A 17,755-nucleotide genomic window follows, 5' to 3' on the forward strand; every position below is an offset into this window, starting at 1 on the left:
ATCCGGGGGGTGGGGCGCGCGATCTAGACGTCGACCCCACCCACCACCCTTCGAGCGGTTCCCCTCCCGGTGCCGGGGAGGGACTCGCGGTGTTTTTGGAGGACCGCTTTTCTTAGGCCGATTTTGTGGTGAGGGCAGGACCCCACACCTTGTCCCTCCCCAACCGGGGGAGAGTGGTCGGCGCGAAGCGCCGGACGGGTGGAGTGCGGCTCAGGCTTCGCTAAGCCGCGCCGGCGCGTTCGGCCCGCTTGCGGGCGTGGGGATCGAGCAGCGCCTTGCGCAGGCGAATCGACTTCGGGGTGATCTCGACCAGCTCGTCGTCGCCGATATAGGCGAGCGAGGCCTCCAGCGAAAGGCGGATTGGCGGGGTGAGGCGCACCGCCTCGTCCTTGCCGGCGGCGCGCACGTTGGAGAGCTGCTTGCCCTTCAGCACGTTGACCTCCAGGTCGTTGCCGCGGGTGTGCTCGCCGACGATCATGCCGCGATAGACCTTGACTCCGGGGTCGATCAGCATTGGCCCGCGGTCTTCCAGGTTCCACAGCGCGTAGGCCACCGCCTCGCCGTCCGAGTTGGCGATCAGCACGCCGTTCCGCCGCCCGGCGATGTCGCCGCGATAAGGGGCGTAGTCGTGGAAAACGCGGTTGAAGACCGCGGTTCCGCGCGTGTCCGACAGAAGTTCCGACTGATAGCCGATCAGGCCGCGAGTCGGCGCGTGAAACACCAGCCGCACCCGGCCGCCGCCGGACGGGCGCATTTCGAGCAGGTCGGCGCGTCGCTCCGACAGCTTCTGGACCACGACGCCGGAGTGCTCCTCGTCGACGTCGATGGTGACCTCTTCGATCGGCTCGAGCCGCTGACCGGCATCGCTGGTCTGGTAGAGCACCTTCGGCCGCGCCACGCAGAGCTCGAAGCCCTCGCGGCGCATGGTCTCGATCAGGATAGCGAGCTGCAACTCACCGCGCCCGGCGACGATGAAGGCGTCCGGCTCGGCGGTTTCCTCGACCCGCAGCGCGACGTTGCCCTCGGCCTCGCGCATGAGCCGCTCGCGGATGACGCGGCTCTGGACCTTGTCGCCCTCGGTACCGGCAAGCGGCCCGTCATTGACCCGGAAGGTCATCGACAAGGTCGGCGGATCGATCGGCTGGGCGGCGATCGGGGTGTCGACCTCCGGCGTGGCCAATGTGTCGGCGACAGTGGCATCGGAGAGGCCGGCGATCGCGACGATGTCGCCGGCGACGCCTTCCTCGATCGGCTGGCGTTCCAGGCCGCGGAAGGCAAGCACCTTGGACACCCGCCCCTGCTCGACTAGCTTGCCGTCGCGGTCGAGTGCCTTGATCGCCATGTTGGCGCGCACGGTCCCCGATGCGATCCGGCCGGTGAGGATGCGGCCGAGATAGGGATTCGCCTCGACGGTGGTGGCAAGCATCCGGAACGGGCCGTCCTCGACGGTGGGCTCGGGGAAATGCGAGAGCACCAGGTCGAACAGCGGCCCGGTCGAATCCTTCGGCCCCGATGGATTGGCCGCCATCCAGCCCTCCTTGGCCGAGCCATAGAGGACGGGGAAATCGAGCTGTTCCTCGCTGGCGTCGAGAGCGGCGAACAGGTCGAACACCTCGTTCAGAACCTCCGTATGACGCTCGTCAGGCCGGTCGATCTTGTTGATGGCGACGATTGGTTTGAGCCCGCGGCGGAGCGCTTTCTGCAGCACGAACTTGGTCTGCGGCATCGGCCCTTCTGCCGCATCGACCAGCAGGATCGCGCCATCGACCATCGACAGGATGCGCTCGACCTCGCCGCCGAAATCGGCGTGGCCGGGGGTATCGACGATGTTGATGCGGGTGTCCTGCCAGACCAGCGAGGTCACCTTGGCGAGGATGGTGATGCCGCGCTCACGCTCCAGGTCGTTGGAATCCATCGCCCGCTCCGCGACCCGCTGATTGTCGCGGAAGGCGCCGGACTGGCGGAGCAGCACGTCGATCAGGGTTGTCTTGCCATGATCGACATGCGCGATGATGGCGATGTTACGCAGGTTCATGAAGCCTGAGAATCCGGGGGTTCGATTGGCGCGCAATATAGGTTGCGTCGCAGCAAACGCAATCGGCGGCGGCGTCGCGTTCGCGCGACCGGCAGTGTATCGTGGATACAGCCGACCCGGGGGACAGGCGAATTGCGCGACGCTTCGACATATCGGCCGCTGCTGCTCGGCTTAGTGGCTGCGTTCTTCTGGGGAACCCACTCGACCATCGTGCGGTTCCTGTCCGCCGACATCGCCGGTATCACCAGCGCCACCATCCGACTCTACATCGCCGCGCTGACGCTGTTCATCGTGCTGCGGATCGTTGGCCACCGGCCGACCCTCGACCTGAAGACCAAGGGTCTGATCCCGGTCGTCCTGGCGCTCGCCGCCAACTTTGCCTTCTTCCATATCGGCCTGCAGTATGCGAGCGCCACCAGCGCGATATTGCTGGAAAACACCGCGCCGGTGTTCGTACTGTTGATCCTCGCGCTCGGCTTTCGCGAAAGCCCGACGTTTTTTGAGGTCGTCGCCACCCTTATCGTGGTGGTCGGTGCCTACCTCACTGTGCTCAGCGATTTTGACCTCGGCAGCGACTTTATCGTTGGCGACGCGATCGAGGTTTTCGCCGGTCTGACCTGGGCGGCGTTTCTGGTCGCGGCGAGCAAATCGACCAGCGACGACCAATCACCCCTCGACCGGGTCAACTTCATGCTGGTCGCGTTCGTTGGCGCGGCAGTGCTGATGACGCCGTTCGCCGCGTTCGCGCTACCGTCGGAGCTCACCGGTCTCGATATCCTCCTGCTGGTTCTGTTGGGCATCTTCCCCACCGCGATAGCCTATGTGCTTTGGTACGAGGCGGCGGCGCAGGTCTCGACCGTGCTTGCGTCGCTGCTCTTCGCCCTGACCGTGATCTTCACCTTCGCCAACGCGGCCATCTTCCTCGATGAACCAATCACGGGGGGCATGATCGTTGGCGGCATCCTCATCGTTGGCGGCGTGATGCTCGCCAAGATCAAGGGGAGCGGGTCGTAACGGCTCATGTCCATCCCCCGCGCGGGAGAGGCTCGTTGTCCTCGTGAGGCGGGCAAACCCACTTCGCGCCTCGCTAACGCAGACCGCCTCTCCCGCCGGGAGAGTGACCAGCGGCCCCGCCCCCGGGGCCGCCATCGCCTCAGCCGCCCAGTCGCGCGCGCACGACCTCACCCATGCGCCGGGCGGCGGCATCGATTTCGTCAAGCTTCGGCAGGGCGAATCCGAGCAAGAGGCCGCGCTCCCGGCTGCGGATCGTCAAGCCGGAGAGCGGCCGGGTGGCGATGCCTTCGGCGGCCAGCTCGTCGACGAGGCCGACATCGTTCGTGCCGGCGGGCAGTTTCAACAGCATCTGCAGCCCACCGCGCGGTGGGTCCACGGGGATGGTGTCCGGCAGGGCCGCGCGCAGGGCCGCCACCAGCGTATCGCGTTTCTTGCCATAGATCGCACGCATGCGGCCGATGTGGGCAGCGAGGTAGCCCTCGGTGATGAAATCGGCCATCGCCGCCTGGACGACGGCCGGCACGATCTGGCCCTTGCCGGCGATCGTGGCGGCGAGGATTGGTGCCAGATGAGGCGGTGCTACCAGGTAGGCGACTCGCAGCCCGGGCGCCAGCGACTTAGAGAAGGTCCCGACATAGACAACGTTATCGCCATTGCCGAGGCCCTGCAGCGACGCGATCGGGCGTTCGGTATAGCGAAACTCGCTGTCGTAGTCGTCCTCGAGGATATACGCCCGGCGCGCGCGTGCGATCTCCAGTAGCTGGAGGCGCCGCTTGAGACTCATGGTGACGCCGGTGGGGAACTGATGGGACGGGGTCACTGCGACCACCCGAAAGGCGTCATGCTTCGCCAGCCGATCGGTGTCGATTCCTTCATCATCGACATGAATCGGTAACAGTGACGCGCCATTCGCCGCGAGGATGTTGCGGGCGTTGCGATAACCTGGGTCTTCGACCGCCACGGCGTCTTTCGGGTCGATGGCGGCATCAGCGACCGCCGCGAACGCTGCCTGAGCTGACGGCACGACGACCACCTGTTCGGGATCGGCGACCACGCCGCGGGCGCGATTGAGATACTCGATAAGTGCTTGTCGCAGGATCGGCAGGCCGGCGGCGTTGTCGTACGTAAGGTCCGATGTCTGAAGGCGCCGGACCCGTGCGATCAGACAGCGGGTCCATTCCCTCCGGGGAAACACATCGAGGTCGGGAATCCCGAGCGGAAAGCATCGCGGTCGGATGCCGCCGCTGGTGGTGAGTTCCATCATCGCGCCGACGCCTTGGGCCGTCGGCGGCTGTGGTCCCGAGCCGGCGGTCTGCGCGGCGTCGGCAAGCAAGTGCGGCGGCAGGCTGGCGACCGTCGTCCCACGTCCGGTCTGCGCCTCCAGATAGCCCTCGGCGATCAGTTGGTCGTAGGCTCCGACCACGGTTCCGCGGCTGACACCGAGCTCCTCGGCCAGCTTGCGGCTTGCCGGCAGTCGCGCGCCGGGTTTCAGCCGCTGGTCCAGAACCGCTCCGAGAATTCGACGATAGATCTGCCGCTCGAGTTCGCCGCTGTCGCGGTCGAGGTCGAAAAGCCAGGCAAGGTCGGTTTCGTCGCTCATGGATTGGTCCGGTCGATATATCGAAAATGGACGTATCGAATGGACCATAATCGGTGTCTGGTGTCGGCGGCAACGGGACACTGGAGACATAGCAATGGTAAAGCTTCTGAGACTGGGGGCGTTGGTCGGCTGGCTGAGGGGGCGGTACGACCTTGACGGTGCCGATCATGAGCACCGGGTGAGATGGGATCGGATGCCGCGGCGCAAGCGTGCGCGGCCGACCATCGAGGTGCATGGACCAACTCGGCGTTGGCTCGACAGCTTGCGCTGACCGACGACATTCAGCGAAGGGATTGTCCTAGGCGGTTAAGAACAAAGACTTTGCTTGCAAGCGCGCCCCGGGTGGCACAAAACTGCGGCCACCGTCCCGAGGATTCTTTCCATGCGGCGCGCGTCTCGCAAGCTGACCGTTCTGGTATCGCTCGACGTCGCGGGCTACTCGCGCCTCGTCGAGGTCGACGAGCGTGGCACGTTGGCCGAGCTCGCCCGCATCCGTCGGTTGATGCTGCGGCCGAGCGTGGCCCGTCACTCCGGCGACCTGTTCAAGACGATGGGTGATGGGGCGCTGATCGAGTTTCCCAGCGTCGAGGACGCGGTCGAGTGGGCGATCGACTTCCAGACCGAGATGGCGGCCTACAACGCGGCCCGGCAGGGCGAGCCGATCAACGGCCGGCTCGGCATTGCCCTCGCCGATGTCTTCGTTCAGGGAGAGGATCGGTTCGGCGCCGCGGTCGGCTTCGTCGTCCGGTTGCAGGAGGTGTCGCCGCCCGGTGGCATCGCGATCACCCACTCCGTCCGCTGGCAGCTCACCCGTGACTTGGCTGCGCAGTTCAACAGGAACGAATGGGTCGAGCTGAAAGGCAAACCGGGCGAACTTTTCGAAATCTGGTTGTGGACGGGGCTGGATCCCGGCGGCGATACCGAACCGGTGCCCTTTGGCTATGGCCACCGCCGCCGCGGTGAGGAGCCGGCATCGGCGCCGGCTGCTGAAGTACAGGAGGAACGCGCGCCTGCGCGTGGCGATCAGCCATCGATTGTGGTTCTGCCCTTCGACAACATGACCGGCGATCCCGGAGCCGATTCGATGATCGACGGGATCATCGAGGAGATCACCGCGTCGCTGTCGCGGGTTCGCGACTTCACGGTCATCGCGCGCAATTCCGCATATGCCTACAAGAACCGCAAGGTCGACGTCCGCCAGGTCTCTCGCGAACTCGGCGTGCGATATCTGGTCGAAGGCAGCCTGCGCAAATCCGGTAACCGGGTACGAGTCACGGCCCAACTCATCGATGCGGCGAACGGAGCGCATCTGTGGGCTGACAGTTTCGATGGCGTGATCGAGGACATTTTCGAATTCGAGGACGAGATCGCGATGAAGGTGACGGGGGCGCTGCGCCCGTCGATCTGGGACGCCGAAATCGCCCACGCCCGTCGGAAACGGGTAGGCAGTATGGCCGCCTACGACCTGGTGCTGCGGGCGCTGCCGCATCTGTGGGCCCATCGTCGCGACGACAACGCAGAAGCGATTCGCCTGCTCGACGAAGCGATGCGGGTCGATCCCGGTTATCCGCGCGCCAGGGCGATTGCCGCGTGGGCGCGGGCCCAGCACGTCGTTTACAACTGGTCCGACGACCTCGCGGGCGTGCGCGCTGAAGGCGACCGGCTGATCGCGGAGGCCGCGCCCGTCGTGGGCGATGACCCGACCGCGCTGACGGCGCTCGCCACGGCGACGATGCTGCTCTTCGGCGATATCGACCGGGCGCGAGTGTTCATCGATCACGCCTTGGCGCTCGATCCGAACAACGCTTGGGCGTGGACCCGCCGCGGTTTCGTCGAAGCCTATAGCGGCGACCCGGAAGTGGCGCAGACCTGCTTCGACAAGGCGATCGCGCTCAGTCCACTCGATCCGTTCTCCTTCAATGGCTACATCGGCATCGGTTTCGCCCGGTTCGCCTGCGGTGATGCCGCCGGCGCCGTCCATTGGGCGCGGCGCGCGCTCGGCGCCAAGGTCGGCTCGACCTGGGCCTATCGCGATCTCGCGGCGTTCCTCGCCCAGGCCGGGGATATCGACGCGGCCAAGGCATCGCTGGAGCGCTTTCTCGAGTCGCGTCCGGGGTTGACCGTCCCTCAGATCGCCGATTCGATGCAGTTTGTTCAGCCAGAGGTGCTGGAGAGATATCTGGAGGGTTTGCGTCTCGCTGGCCTGCCTGACGCACCCGACACCTAGCGTCGCTCGTCCGTCGCGCTCTGTCGGGGCGGTGGTTACACCCGCCGCCGCATGGCAGCCAAGGTCCGCAGACGCAGAGCATTGAGGCGAATGAAACCTTCGGCGTCCTTCTGGTCGTAAGCGCCGCGGTCGTCTTCGAAGGTCACAAGCTCGTCGGAGTAAAGCGAGCGGTCGCTGCGGCGGCCGACGATGATGACGTTGCCCTTGTAGAGCTTGAGGCGGACCGTGCCCTCGACGTGCTCCTGGCTCGTGTCGACCAGCGCCTGCAGCATGTGCCGTTCGGGGGCGAACCAGAACCCGTTGTAAACCAGCTCTGCGTAGCCCGGCATCAGTGAATCCTTGAGATGGGCCGCTTCCCGGTCAAGGGTGAGCGACTCGATCGCGCGATGGGCGGCGAGCAGGATCGTCCCGCCTGGGGTTTCGTAGATGCCGCGCGACTTCATGCCGACGAACCGGTTCTCAACCAGATCGACGCGGCCGATACCGTTGTCGCGTCCGAGGGCGTTGAGCTGGGCGAGCAGGCTCGCCGGGCTCATGTCGGTGCCGTCGATCGAAACCGGGTCGCCACGGCGGAAGCCGATCTCGATTTCAGTCGCCGTGTCCGGTGCGTCCTCGGGGGCGACCGTGCGCTGGAAGACATAAGGTGGCGGCTCTACCCAAGGGTCCTCGAGAACCTTGCCTTCGGACGACGAGTGCAGAAGGTTGGCGTCGACCGAGAATGGCGCTTCGCCGCGCTTGTCCTTCGGGACTGGAATCTGATGCTTTTCGGCGAAGTCGATCAGGTCGCTGCGCGACTTAAAATCCCAGTCCCGCCAGGGGGCGATGACCCGGATGTTCGGGTCGAGGGCATAGGCGGTCAGTTCGAACCGAACCTGGTCATTGCCTTTGCCGGTCGCGCCATGGGCGATGGCGTCCGCGCCGGTTTCGTGGGCGATCTCAACCAGCCGCTTGGCGATCAGAGGGCGGGCGATCGACGTGCCGAGAAGGTAGACGCCCTCGTAAATCGCGTTCATCCGCATCATCGGAAACACGAAATCGCGGACGAACTCCTCTCGCAGATCCTCAATGTAGATTTCCTTGATGCCGAGCATTTCGGCTTTCTTGCGGGCCGGCTCGAGTTCTTCGCCCTGACCGAGATCGGCGGTAAACGTCACAACCTCGGCGCCGTAGGCTGTTTCCAGCCATTTCAGGATGGCGGACGTATCCAGTCCGCCCGAATAGGCGAGAACCACCTTCTTGATTTCGGCCATTGCCAGGGCGCCCCTACAGCGAAAAGAAATCTGCGAATGCCGCCGGCTTATAGGACGCGGGGCTCAGAGCCGGCAAGCGCTACGGTGTCGAAGATCGGGGTGGTTTACGGCGATGAAGCCAGTATCCGATCCGGGTCAGGCTCGCCTCAAGGCGGTCGCCGGAGAGCCAGGTCGGTGGGCGGCTGATGAAAAGGCGGTAGCCGATCGCGATCAACAACAATGTCAGGGCGATCGAGATGACGACGTCGGAAGTGAAATGCCCGCCGAAGGCGATGCGGTTGAGCGACAGCAGAGTGGCGAACACAACGGCGGCGACTGTAGCGGGATATCGCACCGGCTTCGGCAAAACCAGAGCGACGGCCACCAGCCAGAATGCCGACGATGCCTCGCCGGAGACGAAGGAACAGTTGGTGTCGCAGTAGTCCGAGATGCGCCAGACTTCGACATAGGGCGAGTCACCGCCGAAGACATCGACCGCACGCGGGCGCGGCCGGCCCCAATTGTTCTTCAGCACGGCGTTGACCAGAAGTAGCGGCCCCGCGATCAGCGTCGAGAGAAGAAAGAGCGTGACGTTTGGCGGCACGTAGCTTTGTTGCTGCGGATGCACCAGCTTCAGAACAAGCTGGAAGACCAGCCAGGCGACGATCGCGATCCCTGAGAAGTAGCCGAAATTGCGCAGCCACTGCAGGGCATCGTTGCGGCGGAGGAAGAACCCGTCCTCGTCGCGATGAAAGAGATGGCTGATCCAGGTGTCGACACCGGGAAACGCGAGGAAAAAGGCCGAGGTGATGGCAACGGCGACGAGGCTCGCGACGATCGGATAGGCTGCGACGGCCGCATACCCGGTAGCGATCCAGGAGCGAACCCGGTTCCCAAGGTCGTCTTTCAAGTGACTCGGCCCCGCGAAAGCCGAACGCGTGTCAGTGTGTTAAGGGTCGTCACCGGTCTGCCTATCGCTTGCCGGATCGGATAGTCTGCTCTTGGCGCCGCGACAAGACTCGACCGATGTTATCTGAATTTGTTCCCACGCTTCCGGTTCTTGCCGCTTACACGATCGCCTCGGTAGTCCTCGGGCTGACGCCGGGACCGGACATGACGTTGTTCTTGTCCAAAACCGTGGCGCAATCGCGGTCGGCCGGCCTCGCCGCTTTCGGCGGTGCCATGACCGGCCTGGTCATCCATACCGTGCTGATCGCGGCGGGGCTGTCGGTGCTTCTCGCCACGTCCGAGACCGCCTTCACCGTTCTCAAAGTGGTCGGCGCCGCCTATCTCGCCTATCTCGCTGTCGACGCCGTTCGCCACGGTTCGGCCCTGTCGCTCGATCGCCGGGGGCGTCGCGAACGGCTCGATTCGGTCTATCTGAAAGGCCTGCTGGTCAATCTCCTCAATCCGAAGATCATCGTCTTCTTCGTGACCTTCCTGCCTCAGTTCGTGTCGCCGACCGACCCCGACGCGACCAAGAAGCTCCTGTTCCTCGGCCTGTTCTTCGCGGTGGTGAACATCCCAGTTTGCGTCGCGCTGATCGTGTTCGCCGATCGGATTGCCGGGCTGCTGCGGCGTTCGCCGCGGATCACTCGTGCGGTCGACTGGGCTTTCGCGACGGTGCTCGGCGCCTTCGCGGTCCGGCTCGCGCTAGCGGAGGCGCGTTAGGCGCTGGATGGCGGCTCGGCGGGGTCCAGCCCTGTTCCGGTCGACGAGTTTTGGTGCCGCTGCCCGCCGGCGAGCCGACCGGCGATGGCCCAATAGACCAATCCGCCGACGAAGCCGGCACCGAGAAAGATCACCAGCCGGCCGTCGCCCAAGGACGGCCGGTAGGCTTCCGGCCCAGCGAGCAGGTCGGCGCCGATCCCGATCGCCCCGCCGACCGCCAGCCAATAGAACACTGATCGCAGCCGGAAGGCTTCCGATAGCACGATGGCGATGAGTGCTGGGACAAACGAGAACGCGCCGACAGCCGAGACGATACCGACGGTGGCGGTGATGAAGAGCGGCATGAGGTCGGGGTTGATCGCCGTTCCGTACAGAGCGACGAAGATGGCGATACCGGTGGCGATGACGGAGACGACATAACCAAGCGGGTCGAGGATGAGGATGCGCACTACGGCGATCACGACGCGATCCCCGGCTTAGCCCGCGATCATCGCTTCGAGCGCCATGCGTTCGCGAATGTGCAGCCGTTCGCTTTCGCTCTTCAACTGACCGCAGGCCGCGAGGATATCGCGGCCGCGGGGCGTGCGGATCGGTGACGCATAGCCGGCGCGATTGACCACCTCGGCGAAGCGTTCGATCTGGTCCCAGTCGGAGCACTCGTAGGCGGTGCCCGGCCACGGGTTGAACGGGATGAGATTGATCTTAGCGGGGATACCCTTGAGCAGGCGGACGAGTTCGCGCGCGTCCGCGAGCGAGTCGTTGACCTCTTTCAGCATCACGTACTCGAATGTGATGCGCCGGGCGTTGGAGAGGCCAGGATAAGCCCGGCAGGCGTCGAGCAGATCGGTTATCGGATATTTGCGGTTGAGCGGCACCAGTTCGTCGCGGAGGTCATCGCGCACCGCATGCAGCGAGATCGCCAGCATCACGCCCATTTCCGCACCGGTGCGCGGGATCATGGGAACGACACCGGACGTCGACAGGGTGATCCGGCGCTTCGACAACCCGATGCCGTCCCCGTCGGCTGCGATCGCGAGGGCTTGCTTGACGTTGTCGAAGTTGTAGAGCGGCTCGCCCATGCCCATCATGACGATGTTAGAGATGAGGCGCCCGCCCTCGGGTGTTCCGGCGGTGCCCTCTCTCCATCGGCCCGGATAGTCGTCGAGGCGGTCGCGGGCAGTCAGGATCTGAGCGACGATTTCCTCGGCCGTTAGGTTGCGCACCAGTTTCTGGGTGCCGGTATGGCAGAATGTGCAGGCGAGCGTGCACCCGACCTGGCTCGACAGGCAGAGCGTGCCCCGGTCCGCTTCGGGGATGTAGACGGTTTCGATCTCTACCGGCCGACCAGCGCCGCGGGAGGGAAATCGAAACAGCCATTTGCGGGTGCCGTCCGACGATATCTGTTCGTCGACAATCTCGGGACGGCGCAGCGTATGGCGCCGGGCGAGTGCGGCGCGCAAATCCTTCGAAACACTGGTCATCGCGTCGAAATCAGTCGCGCCGCGCACGTAGATCCAGTTCCAGAGCTGCGCGGTGCGCATGCGGATCTGCTTGTCGGCGACCCCGATCGATCGCAGCGCCTCGCCCAGCGCCTCGCGCGACTGCCCGATCAGTGACGTCTCGGAGGCAACTGCCGTGGCGGTCGGCTCCGTCTCGGCCAACGTGTCATGTAGAGACATCCGCACCTCGCGGCGCCCTGGTCAGGGACAAAGGGGTCGCGACGACGATCGTCGCGTCCCTCCAGTTATAGCAGTGGAATTGCCGCTAGGGGCATTCCTTGGCGATAGCCTCCAGCGCGGCCGTGACGCCCGACAGCGAATAGGTGTCCGTCGTCAATGTCCCGCGGCGGGAGGTTCCCTGAACCACCATGTTGGAGCCCCTCCGCATCGCGGCGATCAACTCCGGTTCCTGCGATTGGCTCTCGACCCAGGCGGTATCCTGGTTGGTGAACAGGGTGAACGTGCTGCCGCCATCGATGCTGATGGTAACCTTGCTCTCGTCGGCGAACGGGTAGCCGATAATCGTGCTGGCTTCGTTGCGGATGTTCTTGCCTGGGATCGTGGTAACCATGAAGAACACCGGGTCGCGTCCGCGGATTTCTTTGGAGTATTCTGATTTCTGCGGCTGCGCGGCGATAAAGCAGGTCTTGCCGTCCCGATCCGTGGTGTAGGCCGCCCACTCGCGGAAGTCCTGGAGTTTCTTGGCGGCCGGTTGGGCGCTTGCAAGCGTCGTCGCCCCGATCAACAGAATGGCTATGGTGGCCAGGGAACGTATGATCATCGTGTCTTCACCGATCTCCGTCTGACGGGCGCGCGGCTGGGAGATTTCCCATCGCGACGTGATCTCCATACCAAGGTACGGCGGTCATGGTTACCATTTACCGAACCTGATGCCGAACGCAAAACGCGCGCCGCAAAAGCCGGCGGATTTGTGCCGAGAATATCGACAACAATGTGATCCGCCGAAGCGGCGACGCGCCTCATGATTCACGGATCGGACCGGGGACGCAAGGAGAACCGGTTGGTCGGAAACCAGCCAGTTGGCGACGAAGCGACCGTCTACCTGAACGGCTTGCCGGTCGGGATATCCTCGTCTTCCAGCACGGCACGGGCCGCCTCGCGATGGGCCGGGGTGATATGGGACCGGACCATCGAAATCGCGGCGACGAGAACGGTCAGGTCATCGGTAAAGCCGACGCCGGCTAGGAAATCCGGCAAGGCGTCGACTGGCAGGACAAAATATGCCAGCGCGGCAAGCAGGATGCCGCGCACCCGGTTGGGTGTGGTGGGATCGAGGGCGCAGTAGTAGGCCGCGACTACCTCATCGGTATAGGGAATCACCCGCGCCGCCTTGCGGAATGTTGCCCAGAAGCGCCGGCGCACGCGCTGCTCGCGTTTCGGGTCTTCTTCCTCGGGACCGAGGATCTCGCCATAAAGAACTTCATTCACGCCAACACCCTCCGCACCATCTGAAAGGACATGGGGACCGGCCGACGGTTCCGCAACGGTCAGCCCGCGAGCAGGCTGTCGACCGCCTTAGCCAAGTCGATGTCGCGCTGGCTCAAGCCGCCGGCATCATGTGTCGTCAGCGTGATCTCCACACGGTTGTAGACATTGCTCCACTCGGGGTGATGATCGGCCTTCTCGGCGAGGATTGCCACCCTGGTCATGAAGCCGAAGGCCTCGACGAAGTTCGCAAACTTGATCGACCGGACGATCGCATCGCGATCGGCGACGAGAGACCAGTCGTTCAGATCGGCGAGCGCTTTCGCTCGTTGCTCATCGGTTAAGCGGTTGACCATCGTAGTCCTCGGTGAAGGCCGGGGCCGGCGGCAGCAACGGATAGGCCTCTTCGACAACATAGGGACCGCCGCCGACCGAACTTCGGGCGGAGAAGAGGACGAAGCGAGACACCGGGATGGGTTCGGAGAAGAAGCCACCCCGGGTCGTCAGATACTCGGCAACATCCCGGCCACTCGAGCCGCGCAGGCGGGCAAGCGTAATGTGCGGCGTGAACTTGCGCTGATCGGGCGGAAGTCCGAGGCGCTGCAGCAGCCGCTCATGTTCGGACTGGAGCTCGACCAAGGGGCGCGACGGCGGGACGCGAGCAATTAGTGCGTGGGGCTTTCGGGTGCCGAACGATCCGAGGCCGTCTATCGAGACGTCGAACCCGAAGCGCTGCACCCGTCCAAGCGAATCGGCGATCTCGTGGGCGATGTGCCCGTCGATATCGCCGACGAAACGAAGGGTGAGGTGATAGTTCTCCTGGGTTATCCAGCGGGCGCCCGGGAGCCCGCCACGGAGGAGGGCCAGTCGCTCGCCGATCTCGGCGGGGATTTCGATGCCGGTGAACAAGCGCGGCATGGCGAACCTCCATCGCGAATCATGGACAGAATCGTCTGTTGTTCGGGTAGCTGTAAAGCCCCGGCCTGGTTTTCCTTTCGAACCTGCTCGATCAGCGCCTCGACACTCGGCAGCATGCGCTCGACGATCACGGCGTACCCTTCCGCTCTGGGATGTATCCCGTCGTCCTGATTGAGGGTGGCGTCCGTCGCAACTCCATCGAGAAAAAACGGATAGAACAGTGTGTCGTATCGCTCGGCGAGATCCGGATAGATCGAGTCGAAGGCGTTTGTATATTCGGCGTCGAGATTGCGCGGCGCCATCATACCGACAAGCAGGACGGGCAGGCCTCGCTCATCGGTCAAGCGCGCGAGCAGTTTGTCAAGCGCGTCTCGCGTAATCGCCGGATCGACCGCCCGTAGCGCATCGTTGGCGCCGAGCTCGACGATGACCGCGTCTGCGGTATCGTCGATCGCCCAGTCGACTCGGGCGAGCCCGTCGCTGGCGGTATCGCCAGACACGCCGCCGTTCAAGATGACGATATCGTGACCGCGCTCTTGCAACGCCCGCTCGAGTTGAGCCGGAAATGCGGCTTCAGGGTCCACGCCGAACCCCGCCGTTAGACTGTCGCCCAGAGCAATGATCTTCAGCGGTTCGGCCGACGCCGCCGGCGCAACTATCAGTGCTGACATCGCAATCACGAAGGCAAGGGGGTGGACCGGCACGAAGAGGCTCCCATATGTGGCTCTTGTCGCTTGGACCATGAAGATATGGGGCACGAGGCGTGGCCGGAACAGTCATCGATTGCGAAGACCTCCACATCCGGCTCGGAACCGGCGCCAGCGAGGTCCATGTTCTCAAAGGCATCAACCTGTCGATCGCCGGAGGCGAGGCGCTCAGTCTCGTCGGACCGTCGGGAAGCGGCAAGTCAACGCTTCTGATGGCGCTGGCCGGCCTCGAACGGCCGACATCGGGCCGTGTCATCATCGAGGGTACTGACACGACCGCGCTCGGCGAAGACGCTCTCGCCCGGCTCCGCGGCCGCGCCATCGGCATCGTCTTCCAGTCGTTTCACCTCATCCCCAACATGACGGCGCTGGAAAACGTGGCGGTCCCGCTGGAGCTTGCCGGCGCTTCGGACGCATTCGATCGGGCGGAATCGGAGTTGCGTGATGTCGGGCTCGGCGAGCGGCTGACCCACTACCCGGCCGAGTTGTCCGGCGGCGAGCAACAGCGTGTCGCGATCGCCCGTGCGCTGGCGCCCGGACCGGCGATCCTGCTTGCCGACGAGCCGACCGGCAACCTCGACAGCAAGAATGGCGTAATGATCGCCGACCTGCTGTTCTCTGCACAAGCCAATCGCGGCACAACGCTGGTGCTCGTCACTCATGACGCCGAACTTGCCGGCCGCGGGAGCCGCGTCGTCCAGCTTCAGTCGGGGCGGATTGTCGGTGACAACGGCGAGCGGCACGACGAGGCTCCGCGCGCAATGGCAGCCGGTTGACATGGCCTCCGCGAGCGACACCCTGACCACCGCACCCGCCGCCGGCGCGCCGCCGTCGGGTGCTGGTATCGGCCTTGCCGCCCGCTTCGCCGTACGTGAACTGCGCGGCGGCCTGCGCGGATTTGGCGTTTTCCTCGCCTGCATAATCCTCGGTGTTGCGGCCATCGCTGGCGTCGGGTCGGTGGCGCGTGGGATGACCGATGGGCTCGCCCGCGAGGGCCGTGCGATCCTGGGCGGCGACCTCGCGGTGCGACTGCTGCAGCGAGACGCGTCGCCGGAAGAACGCGCATATCTGCAAGACCTCGGCACGCTGTCCGAGGTGGCGACGCTTCGTGCCATCGCTCGTACCGCCGACGGCGAAGGCCAGGCGTTGGTCGAACTCAAGGCGGTCGACGATCCGTATCCTCTGGTCGGTGCGCTGTCCGTCGAAGGCGGCGGCGACGCGGATGCGCTGATCGCCGTCGACGACAACGGGGTCTACGGTGGCCTGGCTGAGATTGAGTTTCTGGCGCGCGCTGGGGCCGAGGCCGGTGATGTCTTGCGCCTCGGCGAGACGCAGATCGTTCTGCGCGGCGTCATCGAGTCCGAACCCGATCGTCTGTCCGACGGCTTTTCGATCGGCCCCCGGCTGCTCATTCACCGCAACGCCCTCGACGCTACCGGGCTGGTGCAGCCAGGCAGCCTGACCAATTGGCACTACCGGGTTCTCATGCCGGGCAGTCCGGATGAAGCGACTGTCGAGGCTGCCGCGGAACGCCTGGCACAGGACTTCCCCGAGTCGGCGTGGCGGATCAGCACGCGGAGCGAGGCCGCACCGGCGCTCAACCGCAACATCCAACGCTTTGCCGAGTTCCTAACGCTGATCGGCCTGACGGCCTTGATCATCGGCGGCGTCGGCGTCGCCAACGCGGTTTCGAGTTTTCTTGAAGGCAAGCGGGACGTGATCGCGACGCTGAAGTGCCTTGGGGCACCGTCGGGCCTGCCGGTCGCGGTCTACCTTATCGAAATCATGATCATTGCCGGGTTCGGCATCGCCGCCGGCCTGGTGCTTGGCGCCGCCATCCCGTTTGTCGCCGGGTCGTTGCTGGCGCAGTTCGTGCCCATCGCCATCGACGGCATTTACCCATTCGAACTGATACTGGCGGCGATCTACGGGTTCCTCACTGCGCTGGCTTTTGCCCTCTATCCGCTCGGCCGGTCGCGGCAGGTAAGCCCCACCGATCTGTTCCGGGACCAGGTGGCCCCTGCAACCCGGCGACCGCCCACCGGTTATCTTATCGCCGTCGGTGTCACGCTGGTGGTTCTTGCGGCGCTCGCTATCGGCCTTGCTTTTGACCGGCGCATCGCAGCGGTGTTTGTCGGGGGAGCGGCTGGCGCTTTCGTGCTGCTCAGGATCGTCGGCTGGGCGGTTATGGCGCTCGCCCGCCGGATGCCACGGTCCAAGTCGACCGTCGTCCGGCTCGCGGTGGGCAGTATTCACCGGCCCGGCGCGCTGACACCAGCGGTGGTCCTGTCGCTGGGGCTCGGGCTGACCCTGCTGGTGGCGCTGGTGCTGATCGACGGCAACTTCCGTCGCGAATTGTTCGGGACCATCCCTCAGACGGCGCCGAGTTTCTTCATACTCGACATCCAGGGTGATGAGGGGCCGGGCCTGGAAACCTTCGTGGCGGAGAACGCGCCAGAAGCGTCGCTTGAGATGCAGCCGATGTTGCGCGGCCGGATCACCCATCTGGCCGGCGTGCCGGCCGGTGAAGCCGAGATCGATCCCGACGCCCGGTGGGTGCTGCAGGGCGATCGCGGGATCACCTATGCCGAGACCAAGCCGGACAACAATGACCTCACCGCCGGTGAATGGTGGCCGGTCGAATACGACGGGCCGCCGCTAGTCTCGTTCGGCGACGAGGTGGGCCGGGAACTCCGGCTCGATCTCGGCGATACAATCACCGTTAACGTCCTCGGCCGCGAGATCACGGCAGAGATCGCCAGCTTTCGGACGATCAACTGGCAGTCGCTGCGAATGAACTCGGTGATGATCTTCTCGCCGAATACCCTGCGAGGCGCGCCCTTCACCAGCCTGGCAACGCTCTCCTACCCCGACGGCGGCACGACGGAAACCGAACTGGCGTTCCTCAAGTCGGTGGTCGACGCTTTCCCGGCCATTACTGTCATTCGGGTCAAGGAAGCGATCGAAACCGCCAACGGCATTGTCGAACAGATCGGCTGGGCGGTTCGCGGGGCATCGGGGATCACGCTGACAGCGTCGATGCTGGTGCTCGGCGGCGCCTTTGCCGCCGGCCGTCGACGGCGGATCCACGACGCCGTGGTGCTGAAGACCCTCGGTGCAACGCGGGGCAAGCTGATCGGTGCCTACTCGCTGGAGTTCCTGCTCCTTGGTGCTGCAACCACTGTCTTTGGGCTGATCGCCGGTTCAGTGGCAGCTTGGTTCGTCCTTACCGCTATCATGGATATCCCCTTCGCCTTCCTGCTGGTTCCGGCCGTAGGGGCCGCGGCGGTCGCCCTGGCGCTGACGCTGATCTTCGGATTGGCCGGGACATGGCGGGTCCTGGGACAAAAGGCGGCGCCGATCCTGCGAAATCTGTAAAGCGGGCCTTGGGCCAGTCCACGCGAAAGCC

Annotated in this window: 16 protein-coding genes; 5 read left to right on the plus strand and 11 right to left on the minus strand. The window is 64.8% G+C overall.

Annotated features, from left to right (window positions below; genetic code table 11):
* Nucleotides 1–220: 220 nt before the first annotated feature.
* Nucleotides 221–2,035: a translational GTPase TypA gene (gene typA / locus ACO076_RS06590; protein WP_421725928.1), complete on the minus strand. Its 1,815-nt coding sequence runs from the start codon at nt 2,033–2,035 to the stop codon at nt 221–223.
* A gap of 132 nt (nt 2,036–2,167) precedes the next feature.
* Here typA and ACO076_RS06595 point away from each other — a divergent pair, with 132 nt between their 5' ends.
* Nucleotides 2,168–3,049 (plus strand): DMT family transporter, encoded by an 882-nt coding sequence (locus ACO076_RS06595; RefSeq protein ID WP_421725929.1) that lies wholly within the window; start codon nt 2,168–2,170, stop codon nt 3,047–3,049.
* A gap of 139 nt (nt 3,050–3,188) precedes the next feature.
* Here ACO076_RS06595 and ACO076_RS06600 read toward each other — a convergent pair whose 3' ends face one another.
* A complete protein-coding gene (locus tag ACO076_RS06600; protein WP_421725930.1) occupies nt 3,189–4,649 on the minus strand; it encodes a PLP-dependent aminotransferase family protein in 1,461 nt (486 codons plus the stop codon).
* A gap of 382 nt (nt 4,650–5,031) precedes the next feature.
* Here ACO076_RS06600 and ACO076_RS06605 point away from each other — a divergent pair, with 382 nt between their 5' ends.
* Complete coding sequence (locus ACO076_RS06605; RefSeq protein ID WP_421725931.1) at nt 5,032–6,876, plus strand: adenylate/guanylate cyclase domain-containing protein; 1,845 nt, start codon at nt 5,032–5,034, stop codon at nt 6,874–6,876.
* Between the two features lie 35 nt (nt 6,877–6,911).
* Here ACO076_RS06605 and ACO076_RS06610 read toward each other — a convergent pair whose 3' ends face one another.
* Together ACO076_RS06610 and ACO076_RS06615 are read right to left on the minus strand one after the other, a co-directional pair.
* Nucleotides 6,912–8,126 carry an argininosuccinate synthase gene (locus tag ACO076_RS06610; RefSeq protein WP_421725932.1) on the minus strand — a complete coding sequence of 405 codons (1,215 nt, stop codon included), beginning with the start codon at nt 8,124–8,126 and terminating at the stop codon, nt 6,912–6,914.
* Between the two features lie 79 nt (nt 8,127–8,205).
* The gene (locus tag ACO076_RS06615; protein WP_421725933.1) at nt 8,206–9,015 is read right to left on the minus strand and encodes a phosphatase PAP2 family protein; all 810 of its coding nucleotides are present in this window, start codon (nt 9,013–9,015) and stop codon (nt 8,206–8,208) included.
* 116 nt (nt 9,016–9,131) lie between these two features.
* Here ACO076_RS06615 and ACO076_RS06620 point away from each other — a divergent pair, with 116 nt between their 5' ends.
* On the plus strand, nt 9,132–9,776 hold the full coding sequence (locus ACO076_RS06620; RefSeq protein WP_421725934.1) for a LysE family translocator: 645 nt from the start codon (nt 9,132–9,134) through the stop codon (nt 9,774–9,776).
* Here ACO076_RS06620 and ACO076_RS06625 read toward each other — a convergent pair.
* The 7 genes from ACO076_RS06625 to ACO076_RS06655 form a co-directional block, all read right to left on the minus strand.
* On the minus strand, nt 9,773–10,237 hold the full coding sequence (locus tag ACO076_RS06625) for a hypothetical protein (protein ID WP_421725935.1): 465 nt from the start codon (nt 10,235–10,237) through the stop codon (nt 9,773–9,775). The genes ACO076_RS06620 and ACO076_RS06625 overlap by 4 nt on opposite strands.
* A 15-nt stretch (nt 10,238–10,252) precedes the next feature.
* A complete protein-coding gene (gene rlmN / locus ACO076_RS06630; protein WP_421725936.1) occupies nt 10,253–11,455 on the minus strand; it encodes a 23S rRNA (adenine(2503)-C(2))-methyltransferase RlmN in 1,203 nt (400 codons plus the stop codon).
* An 85-nt stretch (nt 11,456–11,540) separates the two neighbouring features.
* Nucleotides 11,541–12,056 (minus strand): invasion associated locus B family protein, encoded by a 516-nt coding sequence (locus ACO076_RS06635; protein ID WP_421725937.1) that lies wholly within the window; start codon nt 12,054–12,056, stop codon nt 11,541–11,543.
* A gap of 278 nt (nt 12,057–12,334) precedes the next feature.
* Nucleotides 12,335–12,724 carry a YkvA family protein gene (locus tag ACO076_RS06640; protein ID WP_421725938.1) on the minus strand — a complete coding sequence of 130 codons (390 nt, stop codon included), beginning with the start codon at nt 12,722–12,724 and terminating at the stop codon, nt 12,335–12,337.
* A gap of 59 nt (nt 12,725–12,783) precedes the next feature.
* Nucleotides 12,784–13,077, minus strand: coding sequence for a 4a-hydroxytetrahydrobiopterin dehydratase (locus ACO076_RS06645; RefSeq protein ID WP_421725939.1), 294 nt, complete (start codon nt 13,075–13,077; stop codon nt 12,784–12,786).
* Nucleotides 13,055–13,639, minus strand: a complete 585-nt coding sequence (gene thpR, locus ACO076_RS06650) for an RNA 2',3'-cyclic phosphodiesterase (RefSeq protein ID WP_421725940.1) — start codon at nt 13,637–13,639, stop codon at nt 13,055–13,057. The genes ACO076_RS06645 and thpR overlap by 23 nt, the downstream gene beginning before the upstream one ends.
* On the minus strand, nt 13,546–14,343 hold the full coding sequence (locus ACO076_RS06655; protein ID WP_421725941.1) for an arylesterase: 798 nt from the start codon (nt 14,341–14,343) through the stop codon (nt 13,546–13,548). Before ACO076_RS06655 ends, thpR begins: the two co-directional genes overlap by 94 nt.
* 59 nt (nt 14,344–14,402) lie before the next feature.
* Here ACO076_RS06655 and ACO076_RS06660 point away from each other — a divergent pair, with 59 nt between their 5' ends.
* Together ACO076_RS06660 and ACO076_RS06665 are read left to right on the plus strand one after the other, a co-directional pair.
* Nucleotides 14,403–15,122 carry an ABC transporter ATP-binding protein gene (locus tag ACO076_RS06660; protein WP_421725942.1) on the plus strand — a complete coding sequence of 240 codons (720 nt, stop codon included), beginning with the start codon at nt 14,403–14,405 and terminating at the stop codon, nt 15,120–15,122.
* 1 nt (nt 15,123) lies between these two features.
* Complete coding sequence (locus tag ACO076_RS06665; RefSeq protein ID WP_421725943.1) at nt 15,124–17,724, plus strand: ABC transporter permease; 2,601 nt, start codon at nt 15,124–15,126, stop codon at nt 17,722–17,724.
* Nucleotides 17,725–17,755 lie beyond the last annotated feature (31 nt).

This window comes from Bauldia sp., assembly GCF_965232525.1.
In the GTDB taxonomy this organism is placed as follows: domain Bacteria; phylum Pseudomonadota; class Alphaproteobacteria; order Rhizobiales; family Kaistiaceae; genus Bauldia.